Origin of the sequence: Ralstonia pickettii, from assembly GCF_030582395.1 — a bacterium.
In the GTDB taxonomy this organism is placed as follows: domain Bacteria; phylum Pseudomonadota; class Gammaproteobacteria; order Burkholderiales; family Burkholderiaceae; genus Ralstonia; species Ralstonia pickettii_D.
The window spans coordinates 937713-959688 of sequence record NZ_CP104381.1 but is presented as its reverse complement, the minus strand read 5'-3'; the positions used below and the strand labels follow the sequence as shown (position 1 = coordinate 959688).

The following is a 21976-nucleotide window of genomic DNA, read 5'->3' as shown; positions in this document are numbered from 1 at the left end:
CTTTGTGGTCGCTTCACGCGACTCGCCGCCGCCGGCCCGCCTGCAATGCATCGGGCCCGTGGCACGAGTGACAGGACGCGCAACTGGACGCCAACCGCGTCCGCAGACTCCGCCCTGCCATCCATGATGACGCGTGGAATGCCCTCATTTCTTTCGCTCGTGCCCCGTCGCGCCTTGTTATTGGCCGACACTTCGGCAATTCGTTGACCACCCGCTCCGCCTTTGCGTGCTCCATGAAGCGCCGTGCTTGCACGGCATTGGAGTGAGGTTGCAATGAAACGCATGTTGTTCAATGCGACGCAGCAAGAAGAATTGCGCGTCGCCATTGTCGATGGTCAGAAGCTCATCGACATCGACATCGAAACCGCCGGGCGCGAACAGCGCAAAGGCAATATCTACAAGGGTGTCATCACCCGCATCGAACCGTCGCTGGAAGCGTGCTTCGTCAATTACGGCGAAGAGCGGCACGGTTTTCTCCCCTTCAAGGAAGTCGCCCGCGCCTATTTCAAGGACGGTGTGGACGTGCGCAATGCGCGCATCCAGGATGCGCTGCGCGAGGGCCAGGAGCTGATCGTCCAGGTCGAGAAGGAAGAGCGCGGCAACAAGGGCGCTGCCCTGACCACCTTCATCTCGTTGGCTGGCCGCTACCTGGTCCTGATGCCGAACAACCCGCGGGGCGGCGGCGTGTCGCGCCGCATCGAGGGCGAAGACCGCCAGGAACTGCGCGAAACCATGGCGCAGCTGGAAGTGCCGGACGGCATGAGCATCATCGCCCGCACCGCCGGCATCGGCCGCTCGGCTGAAGAGCTGCAGTGGGACTTGAACTACCTGATGCAGCTGTGGAAAGCCGTTGACGGCGCTGCCGTCGACAACAAGGCCCCGCTGCTGATTTATCTCGAATCCAGCCTGGTGATCCGGGCGATCCGCGATTACTTCCAGCCGGATATCGGCGAAATCCTGATCGATACGGACGATATCTACGATCAGGCCCGCGCTTTCATGAGCGTGGTGATGCCCGACAACATGAATCGGGTGAAGAAGTACCGCGACGACGTTCCCCTTTTCTCGCGCTTCCAGATCGAACACCAGATTGAATCGGCGTACTCGCGCATGGTGATGCTGCCCTCGGGCGGCGCCATCGTGATCGACCACACCGAGGCGCTGGTCGCCATTGACGTGAACTCGGCACGCGCCACAAAGGGCGCCGATATCGAGGAAACGGCCGCGCGCACCAACCTCGAGGCTGCCGACGAAATCGCCCGCCAGCTTCGCCTGCGTGACCTCGGCGGGCTGATTGTGATCGACTTCATCGACATGGAGTCGAGCAAGGCCCAGAAGGACGTCGAAACCCGCCTGAAAGACGCGCTGCGCCACGACCGTGCCCGGGTGCAAATGGGCAAGATCAGCCGCTTCGGCCTGATGGAACTGTCGCGCCAGCGACTGCGTCCGTCGCTGTCGGAAGGCTCGCACGTCACTTGCCCGCGCTGTAACGGCACGGGTCACATTCGCGATACCGAATCGTCCGCCCTGCAGGTGCTGCGCATCATCCAGGAAGAGGCGATGAAGGAAAACACTGCCGCGATCCACTGCCAGGTGCCGGTGGAAGTGGCTGCGTTCCTGCTCAACGAGAAGCGCCCGGACATCAACCTGATCGAGACGCGCTTCAAGGTCAACGTGCTGCTGATCCCGAACAAGCATCTGGAGACGCCGCATTACAAGCTGGAACGCCTGCGCCACGACGATCCGCGCCTGGACGACGACAAGGCCAGCTACAAGATGGCCGAAGAGGCTGCCAAGGAACTGGAAGCCGACACGGCTTACAGCACGCGCAAGGAAGCTGCCAAGCCGCGCCAGGAAGCCGCCGTCAAGGGCATCACCCCGGACCAACCGGCACCCGTGTCGGTGCCGCGTGCCGAGCGTCCGGCCCGTGCTGAAATTGCTCCGGCACCGCAAGCGCCGACTCCGGCTCCGGTCCCTGCCCAGGGTGGTTTTGTCTCGTGGCTGAAGTCGCTGTTTGGCGCCAAACCGGCCGAGCCGGTGGTAGCGGCGCCGGTCGAAACGCCGAAGCAACGTGCTGAAGAAGGCAACCGTCAAGGCCGCGGCAATCGCCAGGACCGTGGTGGCCGTGGCCAGCGCGGCGAACGTGGCGAGCGCCAAGGTCAAGGCCAGGGCCAGAACGGCCGTGATGGCAACCGCCAGGGCCGCGAGCGCAATGAAGCCCGCGAAGGTCAGCAACAGGGCCTGCGCGAAGGTCAACGTGACGGTCAGCGCGGCAACCGTGATCGCAACCGCCAGCCGGCCCAGGTAGAGGGCGCGGTTCGTGAGACGGCGGAAGCCCGTCAGCCGCAGCAAGGCCAGGAAGTGCGCGGCGAGGGCCAGAACCAGGGCCAAGGCCGCCGCGAACGCAATCAGGAACGTCGTGAGCGCCAACCGCGTGAGGGTCGCGAAGCCCGCGAGGGTCGGGAGCCGCGTGAGCCACGTGAAAGTCGTGAGCCGCGCGAAAATCGTGGCGAACGCGATCAACAAGCGAAGGAAGCCGCAGCCGTGGCCGCCGAAGCCCTGATCGACCAGACCGCCGCCTCGCAAGTGCCGCAGCCGCTGCTCGACACCGCTGCTCCGGTAGAAGGCAGCGAGGGCGAAGGCGTGACGCCGGGCGCGGAGGGCAACGGTGAAGGTGAAGAGCGCCGGCGCCGTGGTCGTCGTGGCCGTAACCGTTATCGCCGTGACCGCGAGGGCGCAGAAGGCGTGCGCTCCGAAGGTGAAGGCGAAATCGAAAGCGCCGAAAGCGCTGACGAAGCCGTCGCCGAAATGCATGCAGAGCCGGTACTGCCCGCGACCGTGACGGAACCTGTGCTGACGACGTCGTTTGCCCCGGTTGAGAACCCGGCTCCGGTGGTGCACGAGCCCGTGCATGCCGCAGAAGCCGTGGCGCCTGTGTCGGCACTGCCCCAAGTGCAGCCGACAGAGCCCGCGCTCGCGACGGCTGTTGCAACGCCCGCGCCCGCACCCGCAGCGGCGGCGCCGCAAGAGGCCATCGTGACGGCGTTTGCCGAAGTGCCGGCACCGGTCAGCACGATCGCCCAGGCTTCGCCGCTGCCGATCGAGACGCTGCAAAGCGTGCTCGACAACGCTGGCATGACGTGGGTCCACACCGATAGCCAGAAGCTGCGTGCGTCGCAGGAAGAAGCTGCGCGCACCGTTGTCGCACCGCGTGTGCCCCGCGAGCGCAAGCCGCTGCCGCCGATCCAGCAAGGCCCGATGATCCTGGTCGAAACCAACCGCCCTGCGGCTGGCACGGACCAGCAGTAAGCAGCACACCGGCGGGCAACCGCCGGAGCAAGTGCCTGAGGGCGGCTTCGGCCGCCCTTTTTTCTGTGCGCGATATATCGAGTATGAAACCCCACCGCCCGCGCGGAACAGGGGCTGCGCTACACTCGAACTTGTATCGGGTGCAACACTCCCGCTTCGTGGATTGACGCACCGCACCACACCATGACCGAAACCGTCATCCCCCTTTACGATCTGCGCGATGGCCAACATCATCGCGCCACGGTGCCGACCGTGCCCAACGTGCTGGTCCCCTCCGAGGGCAAGCTGACGGACACGCGCGGGCGCCGGTTGCACGATTTGCGCATCTCTGTGACGGATCGCTGCAACTTCCGCTGCGTCTACTGCATGCCGAAGGACGTGTTCGACAAGGATTACCGCTTCCTGCGGCATTCCGAGTTGCTGTCGTTTGAAGAGATCGAGCGCATGGCGCGGCTTTTCATCGAGCATGGTGTCGAAAAAATCCGTCTCACGGGCGGCGAGCCGCTGCTGCGCAAAGACATCGAACGCCTGGTGGAAATGCTCGCGCGTCTGACCACCGCCGAAGGCAAGCCCCTGGACCTGACGCTGACCACCAACGGCGCCCTGCTTGCACGCAAGGCCCAGTCGCTCAAGGACGCTGGCCTCAGCCGCGTGACTGTCAGCCTCGACGGCATCGACGATGCGACCTTCCGGCGCATGAACGATGTCGACTTTTCCGTAAGCGAAGTGCTGCACGGCATTGAAGTCGCGCAGAGCGTCGGACTGGCGCCGATCAAGGTCAACATGGTCGTCAAGAAAGGCGATAACGATGACCAGATCGTGCCCATGGCGCGGCACTTCCATGGCAGCGGCATCATCGTGCGCTTTATCGAATACATGGATGTGGGCACGACCAACCACTGGGACATGCGTTCCGTCGTGCCGTCGGCCGAAGTGATCAAGCGCCTTTCGTCCGAGTTTGCGCTCGAGCCGGTGTCGGCGAATTACAGCGGCGAAACTGCCGAGCGCTGGCGCTACGTCGACGGCGCTGGCGAGGTCGGCGTGATCTCGAGCGTGACCCAGGCGTTCTGCCACGATTGCACGCGCGCGCGGTTGTCGACCGAAGGCAAGCTGTATCTCTGCCTGTTCGCCACCGAAGGCTTCGACCTGCGCGCGTTATTGCGCGGCGGCGCGACCGATCTGGAACTCTCCAACGCGATCCGCGGTGTCTGGCAAGGCCGCGCCGACCGCTATTCCGAATTGCGCGCCAGCGGCAAGGCAAAACCGGCCGGCCGGCGCATCGAAATGTCCTACATCGGCGGTTGAATCCGCCAGCGTTCAACGACATGATTCCGATATCCGACATCACCGGCCTGATCCTGGCCGGCGGCCGGGGCAGCCGCATGGGCGGCGTTGACAAAGGCCTGCAGACGTTTCGCGGCGCGCCGATGGCGATGCACACGCTGTTGCGCCTGTCGCCGCAGGTGAGCCACATGTTGATCAACGCGAACCGCAATCTGGCCGCGTATGAGTCATTTGGCGTGCCGGTGGTGGCGGATTCAGTGCCGAATTTTGCCGGCCCCTTGGCGGGCATCCTGGCCGGGCTGGAGCAATGTGAGACGCGCTACCTGCTGACTGCGCCTTGCGATTCGCCCTTCGTGCCGACCGACCTGGCAGTCAAGCTCTCGCACGCAATGGAGGAGGCCCGCGCGCGCATCGCCATGCCGGTGACGATGGAGCCGGACGAGCAAGGTCACCCGCGCCGGCAAGTGCAGCCGGTATTCTGTCTGATCGATACGCTGCTTGCCGACGACCTGATCGTCTATCTGCAAGGCGGTGGCCGCAAGATCGAAAGCTGGACCGCGCGCCACCCGACGGTGGACGTGTTGTTTGACGACAGTTCCGCCTTCGCCAACATCAACACGCTGGAAGAATTGCACCAGCTGGCCGAGCGCCGCTAGAACGCCAAGGCCACCGCTCCCTCATCGACGTCATGACCACCCTTGCCTCCGTCGTTTCGTGTCTGTCCGACTACGATCCGAACGCCCTGCCCGTTGCGCAAGCGCAAGCCATCATGCGCGACTTCGTGCAGCCCGTAAGCGGCGTTGCCCGCGTGCCCATCCGCAGTGCGCTCGATCGGGTGCTGGCCGAAGACGTGCTGTCGTCCATCGACGTGCCTTCGCACGACAACTCGGCGATGGACGGCTTTGCCTTTGCCAGTGCAGAACTTGCAGGCCATGCAGGCGAAATCTCCTTGCGCGTGATCGGCACGGCGTATGCGGGTATCGCCTTTGACGGCGTGCCCAGCGCAGGCGAAGCCGTGCGCGTGATGACCGGTGCCGTCATGCCGGTCGGCTGCGACACGGTCATCCCACAGGAATTCACGCAAGGCGATGCCGACACCGTTCGCTTTGCCCGCGATGCCGTGCGCGCAGGCGACAACCGACGTCTGCGTGGAGAAGACCTCGCGCGAGGCAGCGCCGCGCTGTCCGCAGGCCGAACGCTGCGCCCCGCCGACATCGGTCTGCTGGCCTCGCTTGGCATCGCTGAAGTGTCTGTACGCCGCAAGCTGCGCGTGGCGTTTTTCTCCACCGGCGACGAGTTGCGCTCCATTGGTGAACCGCTCGACGCCGGCTGCGTGTACGACTCCAACCGCTACACGCTGCACGGCATGCTTTCGCGCCTGGGTGTTGAACTGCTCGACATGGGCGTCGTGCGCGACGACCCGGCGGCACTCGAAACCGCCTTCCGCACCGCCGCTGAAAACGCCGATGCGATCATCACTTCGGGTGGTGTCTCCGTCGGCGAAGCAGACTTCACCAAACAGATGATGGCCAAGCTGGGCGACGTGACATTCTGGAAGATCGCCATGCGCCCAGGCCGGCCGATGGCTTTCGGACGCATCGCGTCAAATGGCCGCAGTGCGTTCCTTTTTGGATTGCCCGGCAACCCAGTGGCGGTGATGGTGACGTTCTATCACTTCGTGCGCGGTGCGCTGCTGCGCATGATGGGCGCCACCGACGCCGGCGCACCGTTGGTGCCGGCCGTGAGCGCCGCCCCGATCCGCAAGCGGCCCGGGCGTACGGAATACCAGCGCGCAATCGCCGCCCTGAACGAACGCGGCCAGCTCGAAGTCCGCCTCACCGGCCAGCAAGGTTCGGGCGTGCTGCGTTCCATGAGCGAAGCAAATTGCTTCGTCGTGCTCGCTCACGAACAGGGTCAGGTCAACGCTGGCGACGGCGTGCAGGTCTTGCTGTTCGACGGTCTCGTCTAGGCGGCGTGGCAACGGCGGCTTTTGTGCCGACAGCAACATCGCATGCTGTCGGTTTTTTGCGTCACCTCCGGGCTGCGGGTATCGGCGCATCGGTCGATTCGCTACACTCTGCGCCAGTTTGATTGTTTCGGATTTGAGCCTGAGCACTGCCATGATGACCAAGGAGATTGCGTATCTTCACCCGGCCCATACCGCCCGCGCGCTGGTACTGGTGTACCTCTGTTTCTCGCTGCCGGTCGTGGGACTGTTCTTCTTCGTGGGCTTCGTCCGGTACGGTGAACTGCCGACGATCGTCGTGCTCAGCGGCCTGATCCTCAACGCCCTGGTCGGTTTTGGTGCACTGTGGCTGGCCTGCCATGCCTATAACTGGGTTGCCGAGCGCTTTGGCGGCATCGAAATCCTGCTGCGCGACGTGCCGGAAGAAGCCTGATCGCGGCTGTGCGGTTCAAGAAAATGGGGCGGAAATATCCGCCCCTTTTCTTTTGCTGATGCCGATGACCTATCCGGCCTGGCCTTACTCGGATTCGGTTTCCTCGTCCGGCGACACAGTGGACTCGAGCCCCAGCACGCTCTGCGCAGAATCGCTCGGCAACGCCTCCACCGCCTTCAGTTTGCGGTTCATCTGGCGCGTCCGCACCTCGGCCTGCTCGATATTGCTGACGGCGCGCTCCAGCGTCTTCTTCGTCGCGGCCAGCACGTCGCCAAACTTTCCGAACTCGCTTTTCACGGCACCGAGCACCTGCCAGACTTCGCTGGAGCGCTTTTCGAGCGCCAGCGTTCGGAAGCCCATCTGCAGGCTGTTGAGGATCGCGGTGAGCGTGGTCGGGCCCGCCACCGTCACGCGGAACTTGCGCTGCAACTCGTCGGTCAGGCCCGGACGGCGCAGCACTTCAGCGTAGAGTCCCTCGGTAGGAAGGAACAGGATGGCGAAGTCGGTCGTGGCCGGCGGCGCAATGTACTTCTCGTGGATGGTCTGCGCCTCCTTGCGCACCGCGACTTCCAGCTCGCGGCTGGCAGCTGCGGCTGCGTCGGCATCGGCCCGCTCCTGTGCGTCGAGCAGGCGCTCGTACTGCTCTTTCGGGAATTTGGCGTCGATCGGCAGCCACACCGCTGCATCGTGATCGGCATCGGTCTTACCGGGCAGGCGGATGGCGAACTCCACGCGCGCACCAGTACCGTGCACGGTCTCCACGTTCTTGTCGTATTGCTCGGGCGTGAGCATCTGCTCCAGCAGCATCTCCAGCTGGACTTCGCCCCAGGTGCCGCGCGTCTTCACGTTGGTCAGCACCTTCTTCAGGTCGCCCACGCCCTGCGCCAGCGCCTGCATTTCGCCAAGGCCGCGATGCACCTGCTCCAGCCGGTCCGACACCAGCTTGAACGATTCGCCCAGACGCTGCTCCAGGGTGGCGTGCAGCTTTTCGTCGACCGTGCGGCGCATCTCGTCGAGCTTGGTTGCATTGTTCGCCTCGATGTCCTTGAGCTTCTGCTCCAGCGTGGCACGCACCTCCGCCAGGCGGCGCTCGTTGCCCTCGCCGAGTTGGGCGAGCTGCTGCTGCATCGTCTCGCCAAAGCGGCGCAGCGCGTTGCCCTGCTCGTCGCGCGCCTGCTGGGCTTGCTGCTGCAGGTTCTGACGCACGGCCTCAAGCTGCTGCGTGTTCGTCTCGGTCAGCTTGGTGAGCTGCTGCGCGAACGTGTCGATCTGGTTGTTCTGCAGCGTGGCGACGCTGGTGAGCTGCGTCGCCAGCACCTGCTGGAATTGCCCCAGTTGCTGCGTGACGTCGCTGCGGCCGATGCGGGCCGTCTCAGCGATTTCGCCGCGCAGTTCGCGCTCGATGCGTTCATTGCCGCGCGCCAGTTCATCACGCAGTGTCGCGAGCATCGGTGATATATCGCTTCCTGCGGGGCGAGAGACCCCACGCCAGATCAATACGCAGAGCACAGCCACCACAGCTACGCCCAGCAACGTCAGTAAAGCCAACCAGTCCATATCAGCGTTCGATCAGGAGGACGCGCGCTGCGCCAGCGCGTCCGGGTTCAACAAGTTAGGCGGCCGCCCTGCGTGCGGGCCGAAGCCGAGTGCAGCGATCAAGTTGTCGGCGGCCAGGTTGGCCATGCCCAGGCGCGTGCCCAAGGTGGCACTGGCAATGTGCGGTGTGAGCGCGACGTGCTCAGCGTCGAGCAATGCCGGATGTACTTTAGGCTCACCCTCGTACACATCCAGGCCGGCAGCAAAGATGCGCTTGTCCGCCAGCGCCTGTGCCAACGCGGCGTCATCAACGATGCCGCCGCGCGCGAGGTTGACCAGCGTGGCGGTCGGCTTCATCTGTGCCAGCTCGGCCGCGCCGACGGCGTGGTGGCTTTCCTTGGAATACGGCAGCACCAGCACAAGGTGATCTGCCTGTTTCAGCAACTCATCCTTGCTGACATACGTGGCGCGCGTGTCCTGTTCGAGTTCAGGCGAAAGCCGGCTGCGGTTGTGATAGATCACGCGCATCGAGAAGCCGCTCGCGCGCCGCGCCAGCGCCTGGCCGATGCGGCCCATGCCGAGAATGCCCAGGGTGCTGCCGTACACCTCGGCACCAAGGAACATGTCGTAAGTCCAGCGCTTCCATTGTCCCGAACGCAGCCAGCGTTCTGACTCTGAGACGCGCCGTGCGGCGGCCATCAGCAGGGCCCAGCCGAAGTCGGCGGTGGTCTCGGTCAGGATGTCCGGCGTGTTGGTGGCCAGGATGCCTGCACGCGTCATCGCGGCAAGGTCAAAGTTGTTGTAGCCGACGGCCATGTTGCACACCGCGCGCAGCGTCGGCACGCGGCTGATCAACTCGGCGTTGATGGTGTCGGCGGCGTTGGACAGCAGGCCTACACGGCCTTGCAGCCGCTCGGCTAGCGCTTCGGGCGGATACTCGATGTCCGCCTGGTTGTCGATCACGTCGAAGGTCTCACGCAAGCGCTCAAGCACTTCGGGAAACATCGCGCGGGTGACGAGGATTCCGGGTTTCATACGTTCAGCACACGTTCGGTTAGCGGAAGAAGACGAAGGTCATCAGAACGAAAATCGGCAAGAGAATGCACACGGACCACAGCATGTAGCCAAAGAAGCTCGGCATCTGCAAGCCGCGGCTTTCGGCGATGGCCTTCACCATCAGGTTGGGCGCGTTGCCGATGTAGGTGTTGGCGCCCATGAACACCGCCGCGGCGGAAATCGCGGCCAGCGTGGAGGCGCCCTCGCTCATCAGCATGGAGGCGTCACCGCCGGCGGTGTTGAAGAACACCAGATACGTCGGCGCATTGTCCAGGAACGACGACAGCAACCCCGTCGCCCAGAAGTACATCGCGTTGTTCGGCTGGCCCGCGCTGTCGTTGACGAGATGGACGATGCCCGCAAACGGGCCGTCCACGCCAGCCTTGAGCATGGCAATCACGGGCCCGATGGTGACGAAGATGCCGGCGAAGAGCTTGGCGACTTCCAGGATGGGCTCCCAGTTGAACTCGTTGCCGGCGCGCGCGCTGCCCGGCGTGAGCCACAACGACAGCAGCGCAATCACCACCAGCCCAACATCGCGCACGACGTTTTGCAGCAGCACCTCCGTGCCCATCACGTGGAAGACGATGCCGGGCTTCCACAGTCCACTCATCAGCACGAGGCCGAGAATGCCTGCCAGCAGCACAAAGTTGACGTTGCCTTCGAAGCGCAGTGGGCCCGCGTCGTCCGGCGTCGCGTCAGTGATGTTGGGCAGCTCTTCTTTGCCGGTGTGATAGAAGTAGCTATCGATGATGAAGAAGATCGCCAGCAGCAGCACCCACATCGTGAGCGTCTGGCGCCACAGATGTTGTGTGGTCCAGAAGAAATCGACGCCCTGCAGGAAGCCCAGGAACAGCGGCGGATCGCCTAGGGGCGTAAGCGCTCCGCCGGCATTTGCCACCAGGAAGATGAAGAACACGACGACGTGTGCGCGATGCCGGCGTGCTTCATTGGCCCGCAGCAAAGGCCGGATGAGCAGCATCGCTGCGCCAGTCGTCCCCATGATGCTGGCCAGCGCCGTGCCAAGCGCAATCAAGCCCGTATTGAGCTTTGGCGTGCCATGCAGGTTACCGCGAATACAGATGCCGCCCGCAACAACGTACAAAGCGGCAATGAGCGCGATGAAGGGAATGTATTCGGCAAGCGCCGCGTGATTGACGGAAGCGATGGCTGCCTCCGGGCCAAACACCATTCCGAAAGGCACCAGCAGCACCAACGCCCAAGCCGCTCCGATCTTGCCGTAGTGGTCGTGCCACAGCTTGGGCACGAGGAGCGGTGCGATGGCGATTGAGAGCAGGATGCCCGCGAACGGCACACCCCAGAGCACGGACAACTCCGCGCCGTTCACATCAGCGGCGCGCGCCAGGCCACAGACAAACAGGAATACAAGGGGCCACAGGCGTTTCACGTAGGCGTTCTCCTAAGCGTGGGGGCGCACCGCAAACGCGGCCGCGCCACACAAACAAAGACGCCAGTGTAAACGCCCGAGGTCTGTCGCCTGCTAAACGTCCACGGATGTTTGATGGGCCAATGACAAGACGACAACGCCTCAGGCAGCCGTCACCACGATCACGTGAACGCGATAGGGGCCATGTGCACCCAGCACGATGGTCTGCTCGATATCGCCCGTGCGCGACGGCCCGCTGATGACGTTCGTGGCGCGCGGCAGTTCGCCCCGCTCCGTGCGCATCAGCGCATAGGCGTCCTCCAGATTCGCGACGATGCGCGACTGCGGCACCACGGCGATATGCGTCTCGGGGAGTAGCGCCGTCGAGGCGACGTTCTCCGGCCCGGACAGCAGCATCAGCGAGCCCGTCTCTGCAATCGCGCAGAAGCAACCCGTAATGCCGACAAGATCCCCGTGTTCCTGGTCGGCTTGCGCCTCGCGAACGGGCGGGCGGAACTCAACGCCTATGCCCGCCCCCGCCCAGTCCAGCGATTGCAACGTGGTCCAGGCCACCGCCTGCGGCTTGAGGTTCAGGCCAGACAGATAGCGGGCCACAGCGCCAGGCACGTCGGACAGCGTTTCGACCGTATCGAGCGTCGAAGCCATCTTCAGTGCTTGCTCGGCGAAATACGCGGCGAGATCTGCAGGCACTGGCGGGCGCGGCCCGGCCGGATGGCGCGCGAGGTAATCCGCCACGGCATCGCGCTCACCCTGCGTCGGTTTCGCGGGACGATGCTGCGCATTGCGGATGCGCGCAAAGATGGCGTCGCGTGCGCGGCTGGTGTCGAGCGGGTCGACGGGGGTGTCCGGTTGTGATTCCATGGCGGCTCCGAAAGATCGATCGATTATACGAGCCGCTTCCTGCACGATCCGCCCCCGCCGTTGAAACTTATTCGGCGTCGGCGTGAGCCTTATTGCACGCCAAATACCTGCTTCAGGTACGTGAGGTACGCCGGATCGTCGCACATCGTCTTCTCTGGCGCGTCCGACAGTTTGGCCACCGGCTGGCCGTTGCAGCGGACCATCTTGATGACGATCTGCAGCGGCGTGTAGCCCAGGTCGTTTGTCAGATTGGTCCCCACGCCAAACGCCAGCTTGCAGCGGCCATGAAAGCGCTCATACAGGCCGATGACCTTGGGCATGTCGAGGCTGTCGGAGAAGATCAACGCCTTGGACTTCGGCTCGGCGCGCATGTCGTCGTAATGCTTGAGCATGCGCTCACCCCACTCGAACGGATCGCCGGAATCATGGCGAACGCCGTCGAAGAGCTTGCAGAAGAACATGTCGAAATCGCGCAGGAAGGCGTCGAATCCATAGGTATCCGACAGCGCGATGCCGAGATCGCCGCGGTATTCCTTGGCCCAGGTTTCCAACGCAAAGGTCTGGGAATCGCGCAGGCGCGGGCCCAGCGCCTGGCAGGCCTGCAGGTATTCATGCGCCATGGTGCCCAACGGCGTCATGCCGTGCTTCATGGCGAAGTAAACGTTGCTGGTGCCCGCGTATTGAGCACCAAGCTGCGCACGCGTCTCCAGCAGCACATGCTCATGCCAGGTGTGCGAAAAGCGGCGGCGGGTGCCGTAATCGGCAATGCGGCATTCCTCCAGGCCGGGGCGCTTGAGCGACGCCAGCTTGTCGGTCAGGCGGCGTTTGCCCTCCTCCCACTGCGGGTGCGTCTGCGTGCGGCTGAAGAACACCTCGTTGACGATGGCGAGGACCGGCACCTCGAACATGATCGTGTGCAGCCACGGCCCCGCAATGACGATCTCGATCTGCCCATCGTTGCTCGGTGCAGGGCGCACGTCGATGTACTTCTCGTTGAGATGGAACAGGCCGAGAAAATCGACGAAATCGCTCTTGATGAAGCGCATGCCGCGCAGGTAATCGAGTTCCGCATCGGTAAAGCGCAGGGTGCAGAGCTGGCGGATTTCGGCGCGAATCTCCTCAACGAACGGCACCAGATCGACGCCCGCGTTGCGACACTTGAAGCGGTATTCGACATGCGCGCCGGGAAAGTGATGCAGCACCACCTGCATCATCGTGAATTTGTACAGATCGGTATCGAGCAGCGAGCGGATGATCATCGGACAGCGCCAAAAGCCATGTGGACTGGTCGTCATGCTAACCGAAGCCAGGCGGGACGCCTGTGGCGGTCAGATAAATGCCGGCGCCCCGGCGCGGAAAATGGGCGTTTCGACGGTCAATGCGGGCGAGAAACCCCTTGATTCCGCTATAATTTCCGGTTTCCGACCGGATTTTTGCACCATGGAAGCAGAACGCCTCAATGCCATCCAGAACACGTTGGCCGACCTGAAGTCGCGCGCCAACGACCTTCGGAGGTATCTTTGACTACGACGTCAAATCTGAACGTCTAGTCGAAGTCGACAAGGAACTCGAAAACCCCGAGGTCTGGAACGATCCCAAACGCGCCCAGGAGTTGGGCCGCGAGAAGAAGTCGCTTGAAACCGTCGTGCTGGCGCTGACCAAGCTCGACGAAGATCTCACCGGCGCCGCCGAACTGTTCGAGCTCGCCCGCGAAGAGGGCGACGACGAGACCATCGAAGCCATCGAGGCTGACACCGCAGGCATGCGCGCCATCGTCGAAGACATGGAATTCCGCCGCATGTTCTCTGGCCCGATGGACGCCGCCAACTGCTTTATCGACATCCAGGCCGGCGCTGGCGGCACCGAGGCGTGCGACTGGGCATCGATGCTGCTGCGCCAGTACCTGAAGTATTGCGAGCGCAAGGGCTTCAAGACCGAAGTCCTGGAAGAATCCGAAGGCGACGTGGCAGGCATCAAGAGCGCGTCGATCAAGGTCGAGGGCGAATACGCGTTTGGCTTCCTGCGCACCGAAACCGGCGTGCACCGTCTGGTGCGCAAATCACCGTTCGACTCGGCGGGTGGCCGTCACACATCGTTCTCGTCGATCTTCGTGTATCCGGAAGTCGATGATTCGATCGAGATCGAGATCAACCCGGCGGACCTGCGCGTCGATACGTACCGTGCTTCCGGTGCGGGCGGTCAGCACATCAACAAGACTGATTCGGCCGTGCGGATTACGCACATCCCGACCGGCATCGTCGTGCAGTGCCAGAACGACCGCTCGCAGCACCGCAACCGCGCCGAAGCGATGACGATGCTGAAGTCCCGTCTGTACGAGCACGAGCTGCGCAAGCGACAGGCCGCTGCCGACGCGCAGGAAGCCGCCAAGACCGACGTGGGCTGGGGCCATCAGATCCGCTCGTACGTGCTGGACCAGAGCCGCATCAAGGATCTGCGCACCAACGTGGAAATCTCCAACACGCAGAAGGTGCTGGACGGCGACCTTGACCCGTTCATTCAGGCCAGCCTGAAGCAGGGCGTCTGATCCGAGCCAAACCAGAGCGACTGCCATGTCAGACACGTCCCTGTTCATCCTGACCGGTGCCTCGCGCGGCCTGGGCGCCGCGCTGGCCCAGGCGCTGATGCAACCTGGCCACCGCCTCATCTGCGTTGCACGCGGCGATAACGCCGAATTGCGCGCGCAGGCGGCAGCCGCCGGCGTGACGCTCGACTGGCACCAGGTCGACCTGTCGGACGCGCATGCCGCCGAGGCGTGGATGACCAAGACGCTTGCCGCCCTGCCCGCCTTTGCCAAGGTGACGCTGGTGCTCAACGCCGGCGCGGTGGAGCCGATCGGCACCGTCGACACACTGCGCGCCGATGCGCTGCTGCCGCACCTGCAACTGAACCTCGCTGGCCCGATGGCGCTGACCGCTGCCCTGCTGCGCGGCACCGCCGGGTGGAACGCGCAGCGCCGCGTGCTGGCGATCTCGTCGGGCGCTGCGCGCCGGCCGATCGCCGGCTGGGCGGCGTATTGCACCGGCAAGGCCGGGCTGGACATGTTCGTGCGCGCCATCAATGCCGATGGCGATGCGAGCGTGCGCGCCGTGGCACTCGCCCCCGGCGTGATCGACACCGACATGCAACGCACCATCCGTGGCGCCGACTTTGCCGGCGTGCAGCGCTTCCGCGATCTGCACGCGCATGGCGAGCTGGTGTCGCCGCAAGACGCCGCCACGCGCATCGCCGCCTACCTCGTCCGCCCCGACTTTGGCGCGACCGAGCTGGATGACCTGCGCAACATCGCCTGAACCGACATTCCTCTCATCACCATCATGACCGAACAAAACAACCCGGCCGAATCGAACACCGCGGCGGCCGAGCCGGCGCAGGACGACAACAAGATCATCGCCGAGCGCCGCGAGAAGCTGGCAGAGATCCGCCAGCACGGCGTCGCCTTCCCCAACGATTTCCGCCCGACGCACCACGCCGGCGATCTGCAAGCCAAGTACCGCGAATTCGAGCAGGCCATGCTGGAACCGGAACCGGTGCAAGTCGCCATCGCCGGCCGCATGATGCTCAAGCGCGTGATGGGCAAGGCCAGCTTTGCCACCGTGCAGGACAGCACCGACCGCATCCAGTTCTACATCAGCCGCGACGCCGTGGGCGAAGACGTCTACGCCAGCTTCAAGAAGTGGGACTTGGGCGACATCGTGGCGGCGCGCGGCACGCTGATGAAGACGAAGACCGGCGAACTGTCGGTGGCTGTGACGGAGCTGCGCCTGCTCTCGAAGAGCCTGCGTCCGCTGCCGGGCGACTACTACGGCCTGGCTGACCAGGAGCAGAAGTACCGCCAGCGCTACGTCGATCTGATCGTCTCGAAGGAAACGCGCGACACATTCCGCGCCCGCACCAAGGCCATGGCCTCGCTGCGCAACTTCATGGCAGGCAACGGTTTCATGGAAGTCGAAACGCCGATGCTGCACCCGATTCCGGGCGGCGCGGCGGCCAAGCCGTTCATCACGCATCACAACGCATTGGACATGCAGATGTTCCTGCGCATCGCGCCGGAGCTGTATCTCAAGCGACTGATCGTCGGCGGCTTCGAGCGCGTGTACGAGATCAACCGCAACTTCCGTAACGAAGGCGTGTCGCCGCGACACAACCCCGAGTTCACGATGATGGAATTCTACGCGGCTTACACGGACTACCGCTGGCTGATGGACTTCACCGAGCAGTTGATCCGCCAGGCGGCGATCGACGCGTCGGGCACCGCCACGCTCACCTATCAGGGCCGCGAGCTGGATCTGGCCAAGCCGTTCCATCGCCTGACCATCTGCCAGGCGATCCAGAAGTACGCGCCGCAATACACGGACGCCCAACTGGCTGACGTCGACTTCCTGCGCGCCGAGTTGAAGAAGTTCAAGATCGACACCAATGCGCCGCAATTCCTGAACGCCGGCGTGGGTACCCTGCAGCTTGTGCTGTTTGAAGAAACCGCCGAGTCGCAACTGTGGGAGCCCACCTTCATCATTGACTACCCGGTCGAAGTATCGCCCCTGGCACGCGGCTCCGACACGCTGCCTGGCATCACCGAGCGCTTCGAGTTGTTCATCACCGGCCGTGAGATCGCCAACGGCTTCTCCGAGCTGAATGATCCGGAAGACCAGGCCGAGCGCTTCCGCAAGCAGGTTGAACAGAAGGACGCCGGCGACGAAGAAGCCATGTTCTATGACGCCGATTACATCCGCGCCTTGGAATACGGCATGCCCCCGACCGGCGGCTGCGGCATCGGCATTGACCGTCTGGTGATGCTGCTCACCGACAGCCCAAACATCCGCGACGTGATCCTTTTCCCGCACCTGCGCCGCGAAGACTGACCGGTTCGGTCGAGCGCCGTGGAAAAACGCCCCTAGGGGCGTTTTTTTGTTGCCTGCACAAGCGCAAAAGACGCGCCCACCCCGCTATTTGTAACATCGCCCCGTTTGCACAACATGTATCAAAGTACGCCAAATAACTGATTTTCAAGGGAAAAATCTCGGTACAGATGCTTACAAATTAAAACGGCATCTGTTTCGGCGATGAACCACACTGTGTTCATCGAAAGGCCGCAACGAACCCACCACGGGCCGCAGGAGAACGAAGATGAACAACAACATTCAACCGAACCAAGGTCAACAATACGGCGGCACGTCGCCGGGGCAAGTGCCTCCGTCTTCGCGCCGCATGCATCCACTGATGACGACGGCTGCTGTCGCCGTGATCATCGCCAGCCTGACGGCGGTGGCCGCCATTACCGGCGTGCTGCCCACCTCGAAGGCAACGCAGGGCAGCACCGATCCGAATGTCGCAGCACAATCGGCAGCGGCCATGCCCGGCGCTTCGGCGCCGATGGCGCTGGCTGCACCGGGCCAGACGACGCAACCGGCCCAGGCTGCTCCGTATCCGGCACAAAACGTGGCGCCCGCCCCGGTGCGCGCCCGGGAGCCGTCGTATGCCGAGCGCGCGCCGTCGGGCAACCCCAGCTATGCGCAGACACAACCGCGCCAGTCGGCCAGCCCCTATGCAGGCCACGTGACGTCGGTCACGCCGATCACCATGCAAGGCAAGGAAACCGGCCTCGGCATGATTGGTGGCGCTGTGGTGGGCGGGTTGCTGGGCAACCAGATTGGCCGCGGCAATGGCCGTACACTCGCAACAGTCGGCGGCGCCTTGGCAGGCGGTTACGGCGGCCATGTGGCAGAAAACTACTACCACCGCGATACGGAGTACCGTGTGAACGTCCGCATGGACAACGGCACGACCCGCAGCTTCATGTACAAGGCGGCCCCGGGCTTCCAGGCAGGCGAACGCGTGCACATCGAGAACGGGACGCTGGTGGCCGGCTAAATCGGCATCGCCTTTTCGCCCAAAAGAAAACCGGCCTTCGGGCCGGTTTTTTCATGCGCACGCGTTTGAGCGTTCGAGGCTGCGCGCTTATTCCCGCGCTTATTCCGCCTCGTCGATCCAGGCTTGCTGGATGGCTTCAAGGAATTTCTCGCCGCCACGCTTGTGGTCGTCGTCAAAGCCTTCCAGCGTGACGACTTTGTTATGCAGGTCGACAAAGTTCAGGCGCGTCGGATCGACGTCGGGGTACTTGTCGTACAGCGCTTCGGCGATCTGCTGGATATCGTTCCATTTCATGATGGGCTTCCTCCACCGCTGGCTGCTCGGCTCAGTGGTTTTCCTTGGCGTGGTTGATCGTGTACTTCGGAATCTCGACGGTCAGGTCCGACTCCGCCACCTTGGCCTGGCAGGACAGGCGCGAGTTCGGCTCCAGGCCCCAGGCCTTGTCGAGCAGATCCTCTTCCTTCTCGGTCGCCTCATCGAGCGAATTGAAGCCCTCGCGCACGATCACGTGGCAGGTCGTGCAGGCACACGACTTCTCGCATGCGTGCTCGATCTCGATATCGGCACCCAGCAGCGCATCGCAGATGGTCGTGCCGGGCTTGGCTTCGATCACGGCCCCTTCCGGGCAGTATTCGACGTGAGGAAGGACGACGATGTGTGGCATGAAGAAACTCGTTCGATAAGTGTGTTTTAGGAGATGCGATCGGCGATCAGCCGAGCTCCTCGATCCGTTTGCCGGCGAGCGCCTTGCGAATGCCGCGGTCCATGCGGCGCGCGGCGAATTCGTCGGTGCCGTGCGACAGGGCATCCACGGCGTCCTTGATGGCGCGATGGTCTTCGCCCTGCATGGTGGTGCGCAGCACAACGATCTCGGCGTCGATGGCGGCGCGCTCCTCGGGCGACAGCAGATCGCCATCAGCCGCCAGGGCCTGCGACAGCGCCTCAAGCAGGCGCTCGGCCTCAACACGCTCCTCCGCAAGCGCTCGACGTCGCATGTCGTCTTCGGCTGACTGGAAACCTTCCTGCAGCATGCGCGCGACATCGTCATCAGCCAGGCCGTACGACGGCTTTACAGTGATCGACGCTTCCACACCCGACACCGTTTCGCGTGCCGAAACCGACAGCAAACCGTCAGCGTCCACCTGATACGTCACACGGATGCGTGCGGCGCCGGCCACCATCGGCGGGATGCCACGCAACTCGAAACGCGCCAGCGAACGGCAATCACTCGCCAGCTCGCGCTCGCCTTGTAGCACGTGAATCGCCATGGCCGTCTGGCCGTCCTTGAACGTGGTGAACTCCTGCGCGCGCGCAACGGGAATCGTGCTGTTGCGCGGGATGATCTTCTCGACCAGGCCGCCCATCGTCTCGACGCCCAGCGACAACGGGATCACGTCGAGTAGCAGCCAGTCTTCACCCGGCGCACGGTTGCCGGCCAGCAGGTTCGCCTGCATGGCTGCACCAATGGCGACCACCTGGTCCGGATCGAGGTTCGTGAGCGGCGTCTGACCGAACAGCTGACCCACGGCACGGCGGATGATCGGCATCCGCGTCGCTCCGCCCACCAGCACCACCCCCTTCACTTCTTCGATCGTCACGCCTGCATCGCGCAATGCGCGGCGCACGGGCGACAGCGTCTTTTGCACGAGATTGGCGGTCAGTTCGGCGAAGGTCTCGGCGGTCAGCACGAGGTGCACGGTCTCGCCGGTGGAGAGCATCGCGTCAATCTCGGTGCTGTCGGCAGTGGAAAGCCATTCCTTGGCCGCGCGGGCCTTGTTCAGCAGCAGGCGCGTGTCTTCAGCAGAGAGCGGTTGCAGGCCGGCCTGCTCGACGATCCAGCACACGACGCGCTGGTCGAAATCGTCCCCACCAAGGGCGGAGTCGCCGCCTGTCGACATCACCTCGAACACGCCCTTGGTGAGCTTGAGCACCGAGATATCGAACGTCCCGCCGCCCAGGTCATAGACGGCGTAAATGCCTTCGGCGGCGTTGTCCAGGCCGTAGGCGATGGCGGCTGCGGTCGGTTCATTCAGCAGGCGCAGAACGTTCAGGCCCGCCAGCTTGGCGGCGTCCTTGGTGGCTTGGCGCTGTGCGTCGTCAAAGTACGCCGGGACGGTGATGACGGCGCCGACAAGCTCGTCGCCGAGCGTGTCTTCGGCGCGCTGGCGCAGCGTGGCGAGAATCTCGGCCGACACTTCCACCGGACTTTTCACGCCGGCCACGGTCTTCAGTTGGACCATGCCGGGCGCGTCGACAAAGTCGTACGGCGTGTTCTCGATGTGGGCGACATCCTTGAGGCCGCGCCCCATGAAACGCTTGACCGAGATGATGGTGTTTTTCGGGTCGCGCACGGCTTCGGCCTGCGCCTTGTAGCCGATGTGGGCGCCGCCCGTGGGCAGATAGCGCACCACGGAGGGCAACAGCGGGCGCCCCTGATCGTCAGGCAGCACTTCCGGCACGCTGCTGCGCACCGAGGCCACCAGCGAGTTGGTCGTGCCCAGGTCGATGCCGACCGCCAGACGGCGCTGGTGCGGTGCGGGTGATTCGCCAGGTTCGGAAATCTGCAGTAAAGCCATGGGGATATCTCGATTGCGCGGATGGGCTGCCTGCCGGGGCAAACCCGGCATTGTCGCAAATTCTGGGTTCTAGTCGTCCAGCCGGTCGATGGCCTCGGCGGTGTCGCGTTCGATCTTTTCGATGAACATCAGTTGGCGCACGGCATCGGCTGCCGCCGCGGTGTTGCCGTCGCCACCGAGCAGGCCGGACAGGGCCTGATAACGCGCGCGTTTTTCCTTTCGCAGCATGCCTAGCAAATCGTCCAGCGCATCGACGTTGCGCTCTGCCTTGGCGTCGCCCAACGCCTCGCGCCATTCCATTTGCTGCATCAAAAACGCTGGCGGCATGGCCGTGTTGTTTTCGGCCTGCACGTCGACACCGCGCAGGTGCAGAAGATACGTCGCCCGTTTGAGCGGATCGCGCAGCGTCTGGAACGCCTCGTTGGCGCGCGTGGCCCATTGCATGGCGACGCGGCGTTCGGCATCGCCTGCGTGGGCATAGCGATCCGGATGTGCCTGCGACTGCACGGTGCGGTATGCAGCGTTCAGCGCGTCGTCGTCGACCTCGAAGTGCTCGGGCAGACCGAAGAGTGAAAAATGCGTGGTGTTCGCTGACAAGCCGGAATTCATGAATAAAAAAAGCGGCCGCGCCGCCTCGTGTTCCTTATTCGACCGGCTCGCCCCGGTCGCACTTCAGGCATTCCACCAGCACGCCGATCTTGCTGGCGCGGCCGGCTCCCGTTTCAGTCCAGGGCCGCAGTTGCCAGGGCGGTTCGTGGCGCATGTGCTGCCCGTGTCCGCAAGCGAGACGGGCGACCCAATGGCCCTCCTCGTCCCGCTCGAAACCGACAATCGCCTGCTTCAATATGCCCCGCTCACACGCGGAACGACTCGCCGCAGCCGCACTCGTCCTTCACGTTCGGGTTGTTGAAGCGAAACCCTTCGTTCAGCCCCTCGCGCGCGTAGTCCAGCTCGGTACCGTCGATGTAGGGCAGGCTTTTCGGATCGACGATCACCTTGACGCCGTTGGATTCGAAAACCTGGTCTTCGGCGGCAATCTCATCTGCGTATTCGAGCTTGTAAGCCAAGCCAGAACAGCCCGTGGTCTTCACGCCCACGCGCAGGCCCACGCCCTTGCCACGGCGGGTCAGGTAGCGGGAAACGTGCTGCGCGGCCTTGTCGGTCAGGGTGATCATGCTGCTTCCTTTCTATCCAATCCGGCTCAAGCAGCCTTCTGCTCGGCCGAGCCGTGCTTTTCCTTGTAGTCGGCCACGGCTGCCTTGATGGCGTCTTCGGCCAGGATCGAGCAGTGAATCTTCACCGGCGGCAGGGCCAGCTCTTCAGCGATTGCCGTGTTGCGGATTTCCAGTGCCTGATCCAGCGTCTTGCCCTTCACCCATTCCGTCACCAGCGACGACGAAGCGATGGCCGAACCGCAGCCGTAGGTCTTGAACTTGGCGTCTTCGATCACGCCCTGCTCGTTGACCTTGATCTGCAGCTTCATCACATCGCCGCAAGCCGGTGCGCCGACCATGCCGGTGCCGACCGTGTCGTCGCCCTTCTCGAACGAGCCGACGTTGCGCGGGTTTTCGTAATGGTCCAGAACTTGGTTGCTGTAAGACATTTCACACCTCTATCAATCGTTGGCTGGCGCGGGGGCGCCGTTATCCGTTGTTCGT

At 63.8% G+C, this 21976-nt stretch carries 22 protein-coding genes; 10 read left to right on the top strand and 12 right to left on the bottom strand.

Annotation, left to right across the window (positions count from 1 at the left end):
- The first annotated feature begins 273 nt into the window (after positions 1–273).
- From N5B55_RS04455 to N5B55_RS04435, 5 genes are all read left to right on the top strand, one after another.
- Positions 274–3309: an Rne/Rng family ribonuclease gene (locus tag N5B55_RS04455; protein WP_304539260.1), complete on the top strand. Its 3036-nt coding sequence runs from the start codon at positions 274–276 to the stop codon at positions 3307–3309.
- Positions 3310–3492: 183 nt separating this feature from the next.
- Positions 3493–4614, top strand: coding sequence for a GTP 3',8-cyclase MoaA (moaA, locus tag N5B55_RS04450; protein ID WP_304539259.1), 1122 nt, complete (start codon positions 3493–3495; stop codon positions 4612–4614).
- A gap of 20 nt (positions 4615–4634) precedes the next feature.
- Positions 4635–5249, top strand: a complete 615-nt coding sequence (gene mobA / locus N5B55_RS04445) for a molybdenum cofactor guanylyltransferase MobA (protein WP_304539258.1) — start codon at positions 4635–4637, stop codon at positions 5247–5249.
- A 32-nt stretch (positions 5250–5281) separates the two neighbouring features.
- The gene (gene moeA, locus N5B55_RS04440) at positions 5282–6562 is read left to right on the top strand and encodes a molybdopterin molybdotransferase MoeA (protein ID WP_304539257.1); all 1281 of its coding nucleotides are present in this window, start codon (positions 5282–5284) and stop codon (positions 6560–6562) included.
- 151 nt (positions 6563–6713) lie between these two features.
- Complete coding sequence (locus tag N5B55_RS04435; RefSeq protein ID WP_004635681.1) at positions 6714–6992, top strand: hypothetical protein; 279 nt, start codon at positions 6714–6716, stop codon at positions 6990–6992.
- Between the two features lie 84 nt (positions 6993–7076).
- On the opposite strand, the gene rmuC is transcribed toward N5B55_RS04435, so the two are convergent.
- The 5 genes from rmuC to pncB form a co-directional block, all read right to left on the bottom strand.
- Complete coding sequence (gene rmuC, locus N5B55_RS04430) at positions 7077–8549, bottom strand: DNA recombination protein RmuC (protein WP_178959850.1); 1473 nt, start codon at positions 8547–8549, stop codon at positions 7077–7079.
- 12 nt (positions 8550–8561) lie between these two features.
- Positions 8562–9563, bottom strand: a complete 1002-nt coding sequence (locus N5B55_RS04425) for a 2-hydroxyacid dehydrogenase (protein ID WP_304539256.1) — start codon at positions 9561–9563, stop codon at positions 8562–8564.
- A gap of 19 nt (positions 9564–9582) precedes the next feature.
- Complete coding sequence (locus N5B55_RS04420) at positions 9583–10992, bottom strand: sodium:proton antiporter (protein WP_304539255.1); 1410 nt, start codon at positions 10990–10992, stop codon at positions 9583–9585.
- 141 nt (positions 10993–11133) lie between these two features.
- Positions 11134–11853, bottom strand: a complete 720-nt coding sequence (locus tag N5B55_RS04415) for a LutC/YkgG family protein (protein WP_154207253.1) — start codon at positions 11851–11853, stop codon at positions 11134–11136.
- A gap of 89 nt (positions 11854–11942) precedes the next feature.
- Entirely contained in the window at positions 11943–13112 is a 1170-nt protein-coding gene (pncB, locus tag N5B55_RS04410; protein ID WP_304539254.1) for a nicotinate phosphoribosyltransferase, read from the bottom strand.
- Here pncB and N5B55_RS04405 point away from each other — a divergent pair.
- The 5 genes from N5B55_RS04405 to N5B55_RS04385 all read left to right on the top strand — a co-directional run bounded on the left by N5B55_RS04405 (position 13105) and on the right by N5B55_RS04385 (position 17742).
- A complete protein-coding gene (locus N5B55_RS04405) occupies positions 13105–13377 on the top strand; it encodes a hypothetical protein (RefSeq protein WP_304539825.1) in 273 nt (90 codons plus the stop codon). The genes pncB and N5B55_RS04405 overlap by 8 nt on opposite strands.
- Positions 13294–14398 (top strand): peptide chain release factor 2 gene (gene prfB / locus N5B55_RS04400; protein ID WP_304539253.1). Its coding sequence is split into 2 segments (ribosomal slippage): positions 13294–13374 and positions 13376–14398, totalling 1104 coding nucleotides; the frame shifts between segments, so codons are not numbered across the junction. Before N5B55_RS04405 ends, prfB begins: the two co-directional genes overlap by 84 nt.
- Positions 14399–14423: 25 nt before the next feature.
- Positions 14424–15164 (top strand): SDR family oxidoreductase, encoded by a 741-nt coding sequence (locus N5B55_RS04395; RefSeq protein WP_304539252.1) that lies wholly within the window; start codon positions 14424–14426, stop codon positions 15162–15164.
- Positions 15165–15188: 24 nt separating this feature from the next.
- Positions 15189–16733 (top strand): lysine--tRNA ligase, encoded by a 1545-nt coding sequence (gene lysS, locus N5B55_RS04390; RefSeq protein WP_304539251.1) that lies wholly within the window; start codon positions 15189–15191, stop codon positions 16731–16733.
- Between the two features lie 265 nt (positions 16734–16998).
- Complete coding sequence (locus tag N5B55_RS04385; RefSeq protein ID WP_304539250.1) at positions 16999–17742, top strand: glycine zipper 2TM domain-containing protein; 744 nt, start codon at positions 16999–17001, stop codon at positions 17740–17742.
- Positions 17743–17841: 99 nt separating this feature from the next.
- Here N5B55_RS04385 and iscX read toward each other — a convergent pair whose 3' ends face one another.
- The 7 genes from iscX to iscU form a co-directional block, all read right to left on the bottom strand.
- Entirely contained in the window at positions 17842–18036 is a 195-nt protein-coding gene (gene iscX / locus N5B55_RS04380) for a Fe-S cluster assembly protein IscX (protein WP_009238557.1), read from the bottom strand.
- A 31-nt stretch (positions 18037–18067) separates the two neighbouring features.
- On the bottom strand, positions 18068–18406 hold the full coding sequence (gene fdx, locus N5B55_RS04375; RefSeq protein ID WP_004635701.1) for an ISC system 2Fe-2S type ferredoxin: 339 nt from the start codon (positions 18404–18406) through the stop codon (positions 18068–18070).
- A gap of 46 nt (positions 18407–18452) precedes the next feature.
- Positions 18453–20318 carry a Fe-S protein assembly chaperone HscA gene (gene hscA / locus N5B55_RS04370; protein ID WP_304539249.1) on the bottom strand — a complete coding sequence of 622 codons (1866 nt, stop codon included), beginning with the start codon at positions 20316–20318 and terminating at the stop codon, positions 18453–18455.
- Between the two features lie 69 nt (positions 20319–20387).
- Entirely contained in the window at positions 20388–20927 is a 540-nt protein-coding gene (hscB, locus tag N5B55_RS04365; RefSeq protein ID WP_154207248.1) for a Fe-S protein assembly co-chaperone HscB, read from the bottom strand.
- A gap of 34 nt (positions 20928–20961) precedes the next feature.
- Entirely contained in the window at positions 20962–21162 is a 201-nt protein-coding gene (locus tag N5B55_RS04360) for a DUF3565 domain-containing protein (RefSeq protein WP_065857385.1), read from the bottom strand.
- A 10-nt stretch (positions 21163–21172) separates the two neighbouring features.
- Positions 21173–21493 (bottom strand): iron-sulfur cluster assembly protein IscA, encoded by a 321-nt coding sequence (iscA, locus tag N5B55_RS04355; protein WP_027677785.1) that lies wholly within the window; start codon positions 21491–21493, stop codon positions 21173–21175.
- Between the two features lie 26 nt (positions 21494–21519).
- Positions 21520–21921, bottom strand: a complete 402-nt coding sequence (gene iscU, locus N5B55_RS04350; RefSeq protein ID WP_004635709.1) for a Fe-S cluster assembly scaffold IscU — start codon at positions 21919–21921, stop codon at positions 21520–21522.
- Between the last annotated feature and the right edge of the window lie 55 nt (positions 21922–21976).

Bases quoted from the DNA above. Each gene is read 5' to 3' on its own strand.
- N5B55_RS04455 (WP_304539260.1), top strand. From the start codon at position 274: ATGAAACGCATGTTGTTCAATGCGACGCAGCAAGAAGAATTGCGCGTC.
- moaA (WP_304539259.1), top strand. From the start codon at position 3,493: ATGACCGAAACCGTCATCCCCCTTTACGATCTGCGCGATGGCCAACAT.
- mobA (WP_304539258.1), top strand. From the start codon at position 4,635: ATGATTCCGATATCCGACATCACCGGCCTGATCCTGGCCGGCGGCCGG.
- moeA (WP_304539257.1), top strand. From the start codon at position 5,282: ATGACCACCCTTGCCTCCGTCGTTTCGTGTCTGTCCGACTACGATCCG.
- N5B55_RS04435 (WP_004635681.1), top strand. From the start codon at position 6,714: ATGATGACCAAGGAGATTGCGTATCTTCACCCGGCCCATACCGCCCGC.
- rmuC (WP_178959850.1), bottom strand. From the start codon at position 8,549: ATGGACTGGTTGGCTTTACTGACGTTGCTGGGCGTAGCTGTGGTGGCT.
- N5B55_RS04425 (WP_304539256.1), bottom strand. From the start codon at position 9,563: ATGAAACCCGGAATCCTCGTCACCCGCGCGATGTTTCCCGAAGTGCTT.
- N5B55_RS04415 (WP_154207253.1), bottom strand. From the start codon at position 11,853: ATGGAATCACAACCGGACACCCCCGTCGACCCGCTCGACACCAGCCGC.
- N5B55_RS04405 (WP_304539825.1), top strand. From the start codon at position 13,105: ATGATCATCGGACAGCGCCAAAAGCCATGTGGACTGGTCGTCATGCTA.
- pncB (WP_304539254.1), bottom strand. From the start codon at position 13,112: ATGATCATCCGCTCGCTGCTCGATACCGATCTGTACAAATTCACGATG.
- N5B55_RS04395 (WP_304539252.1), top strand. From the start codon at position 14,424: ATGTCAGACACGTCCCTGTTCATCCTGACCGGTGCCTCGCGCGGCCTG.
- lysS (WP_304539251.1), top strand. From the start codon at position 15,189: ATGACCGAACAAAACAACCCGGCCGAATCGAACACCGCGGCGGCCGAG.
- N5B55_RS04385 (WP_304539250.1), top strand. From the start codon at position 16,999: ATGAACAACAACATTCAACCGAACCAAGGTCAACAATACGGCGGCACG.
- iscX (WP_009238557.1), bottom strand. From the start codon at position 18,036: ATGAAATGGAACGATATCCAGCAGATCGCCGAAGCGCTGTACGACAAG.
- fdx (WP_004635701.1), bottom strand. From the start codon at position 18,406: ATGCCACACATCGTCGTCCTTCCTCACGTCGAATACTGCCCGGAAGGG.
- hscA (WP_304539249.1), bottom strand. From the start codon at position 20,318: ATGGCTTTACTGCAGATTTCCGAACCTGGCGAATCACCCGCACCGCAC.
- hscB (WP_154207248.1), bottom strand. From the start codon at position 20,927: ATGAATTCCGGCTTGTCAGCGAACACCACGCATTTTTCACTCTTCGGT.
- iscA (WP_027677785.1), bottom strand. From the start codon at position 21,493: ATGATCACCCTGACCGACAAGGCCGCGCAGCACGTTTCCCGCTACCTG.
- iscU (WP_004635709.1), bottom strand. From the start codon at position 21,921: ATGTCTTACAGCAACCAAGTTCTGGACCATTACGAAAACCCGCGCAAC.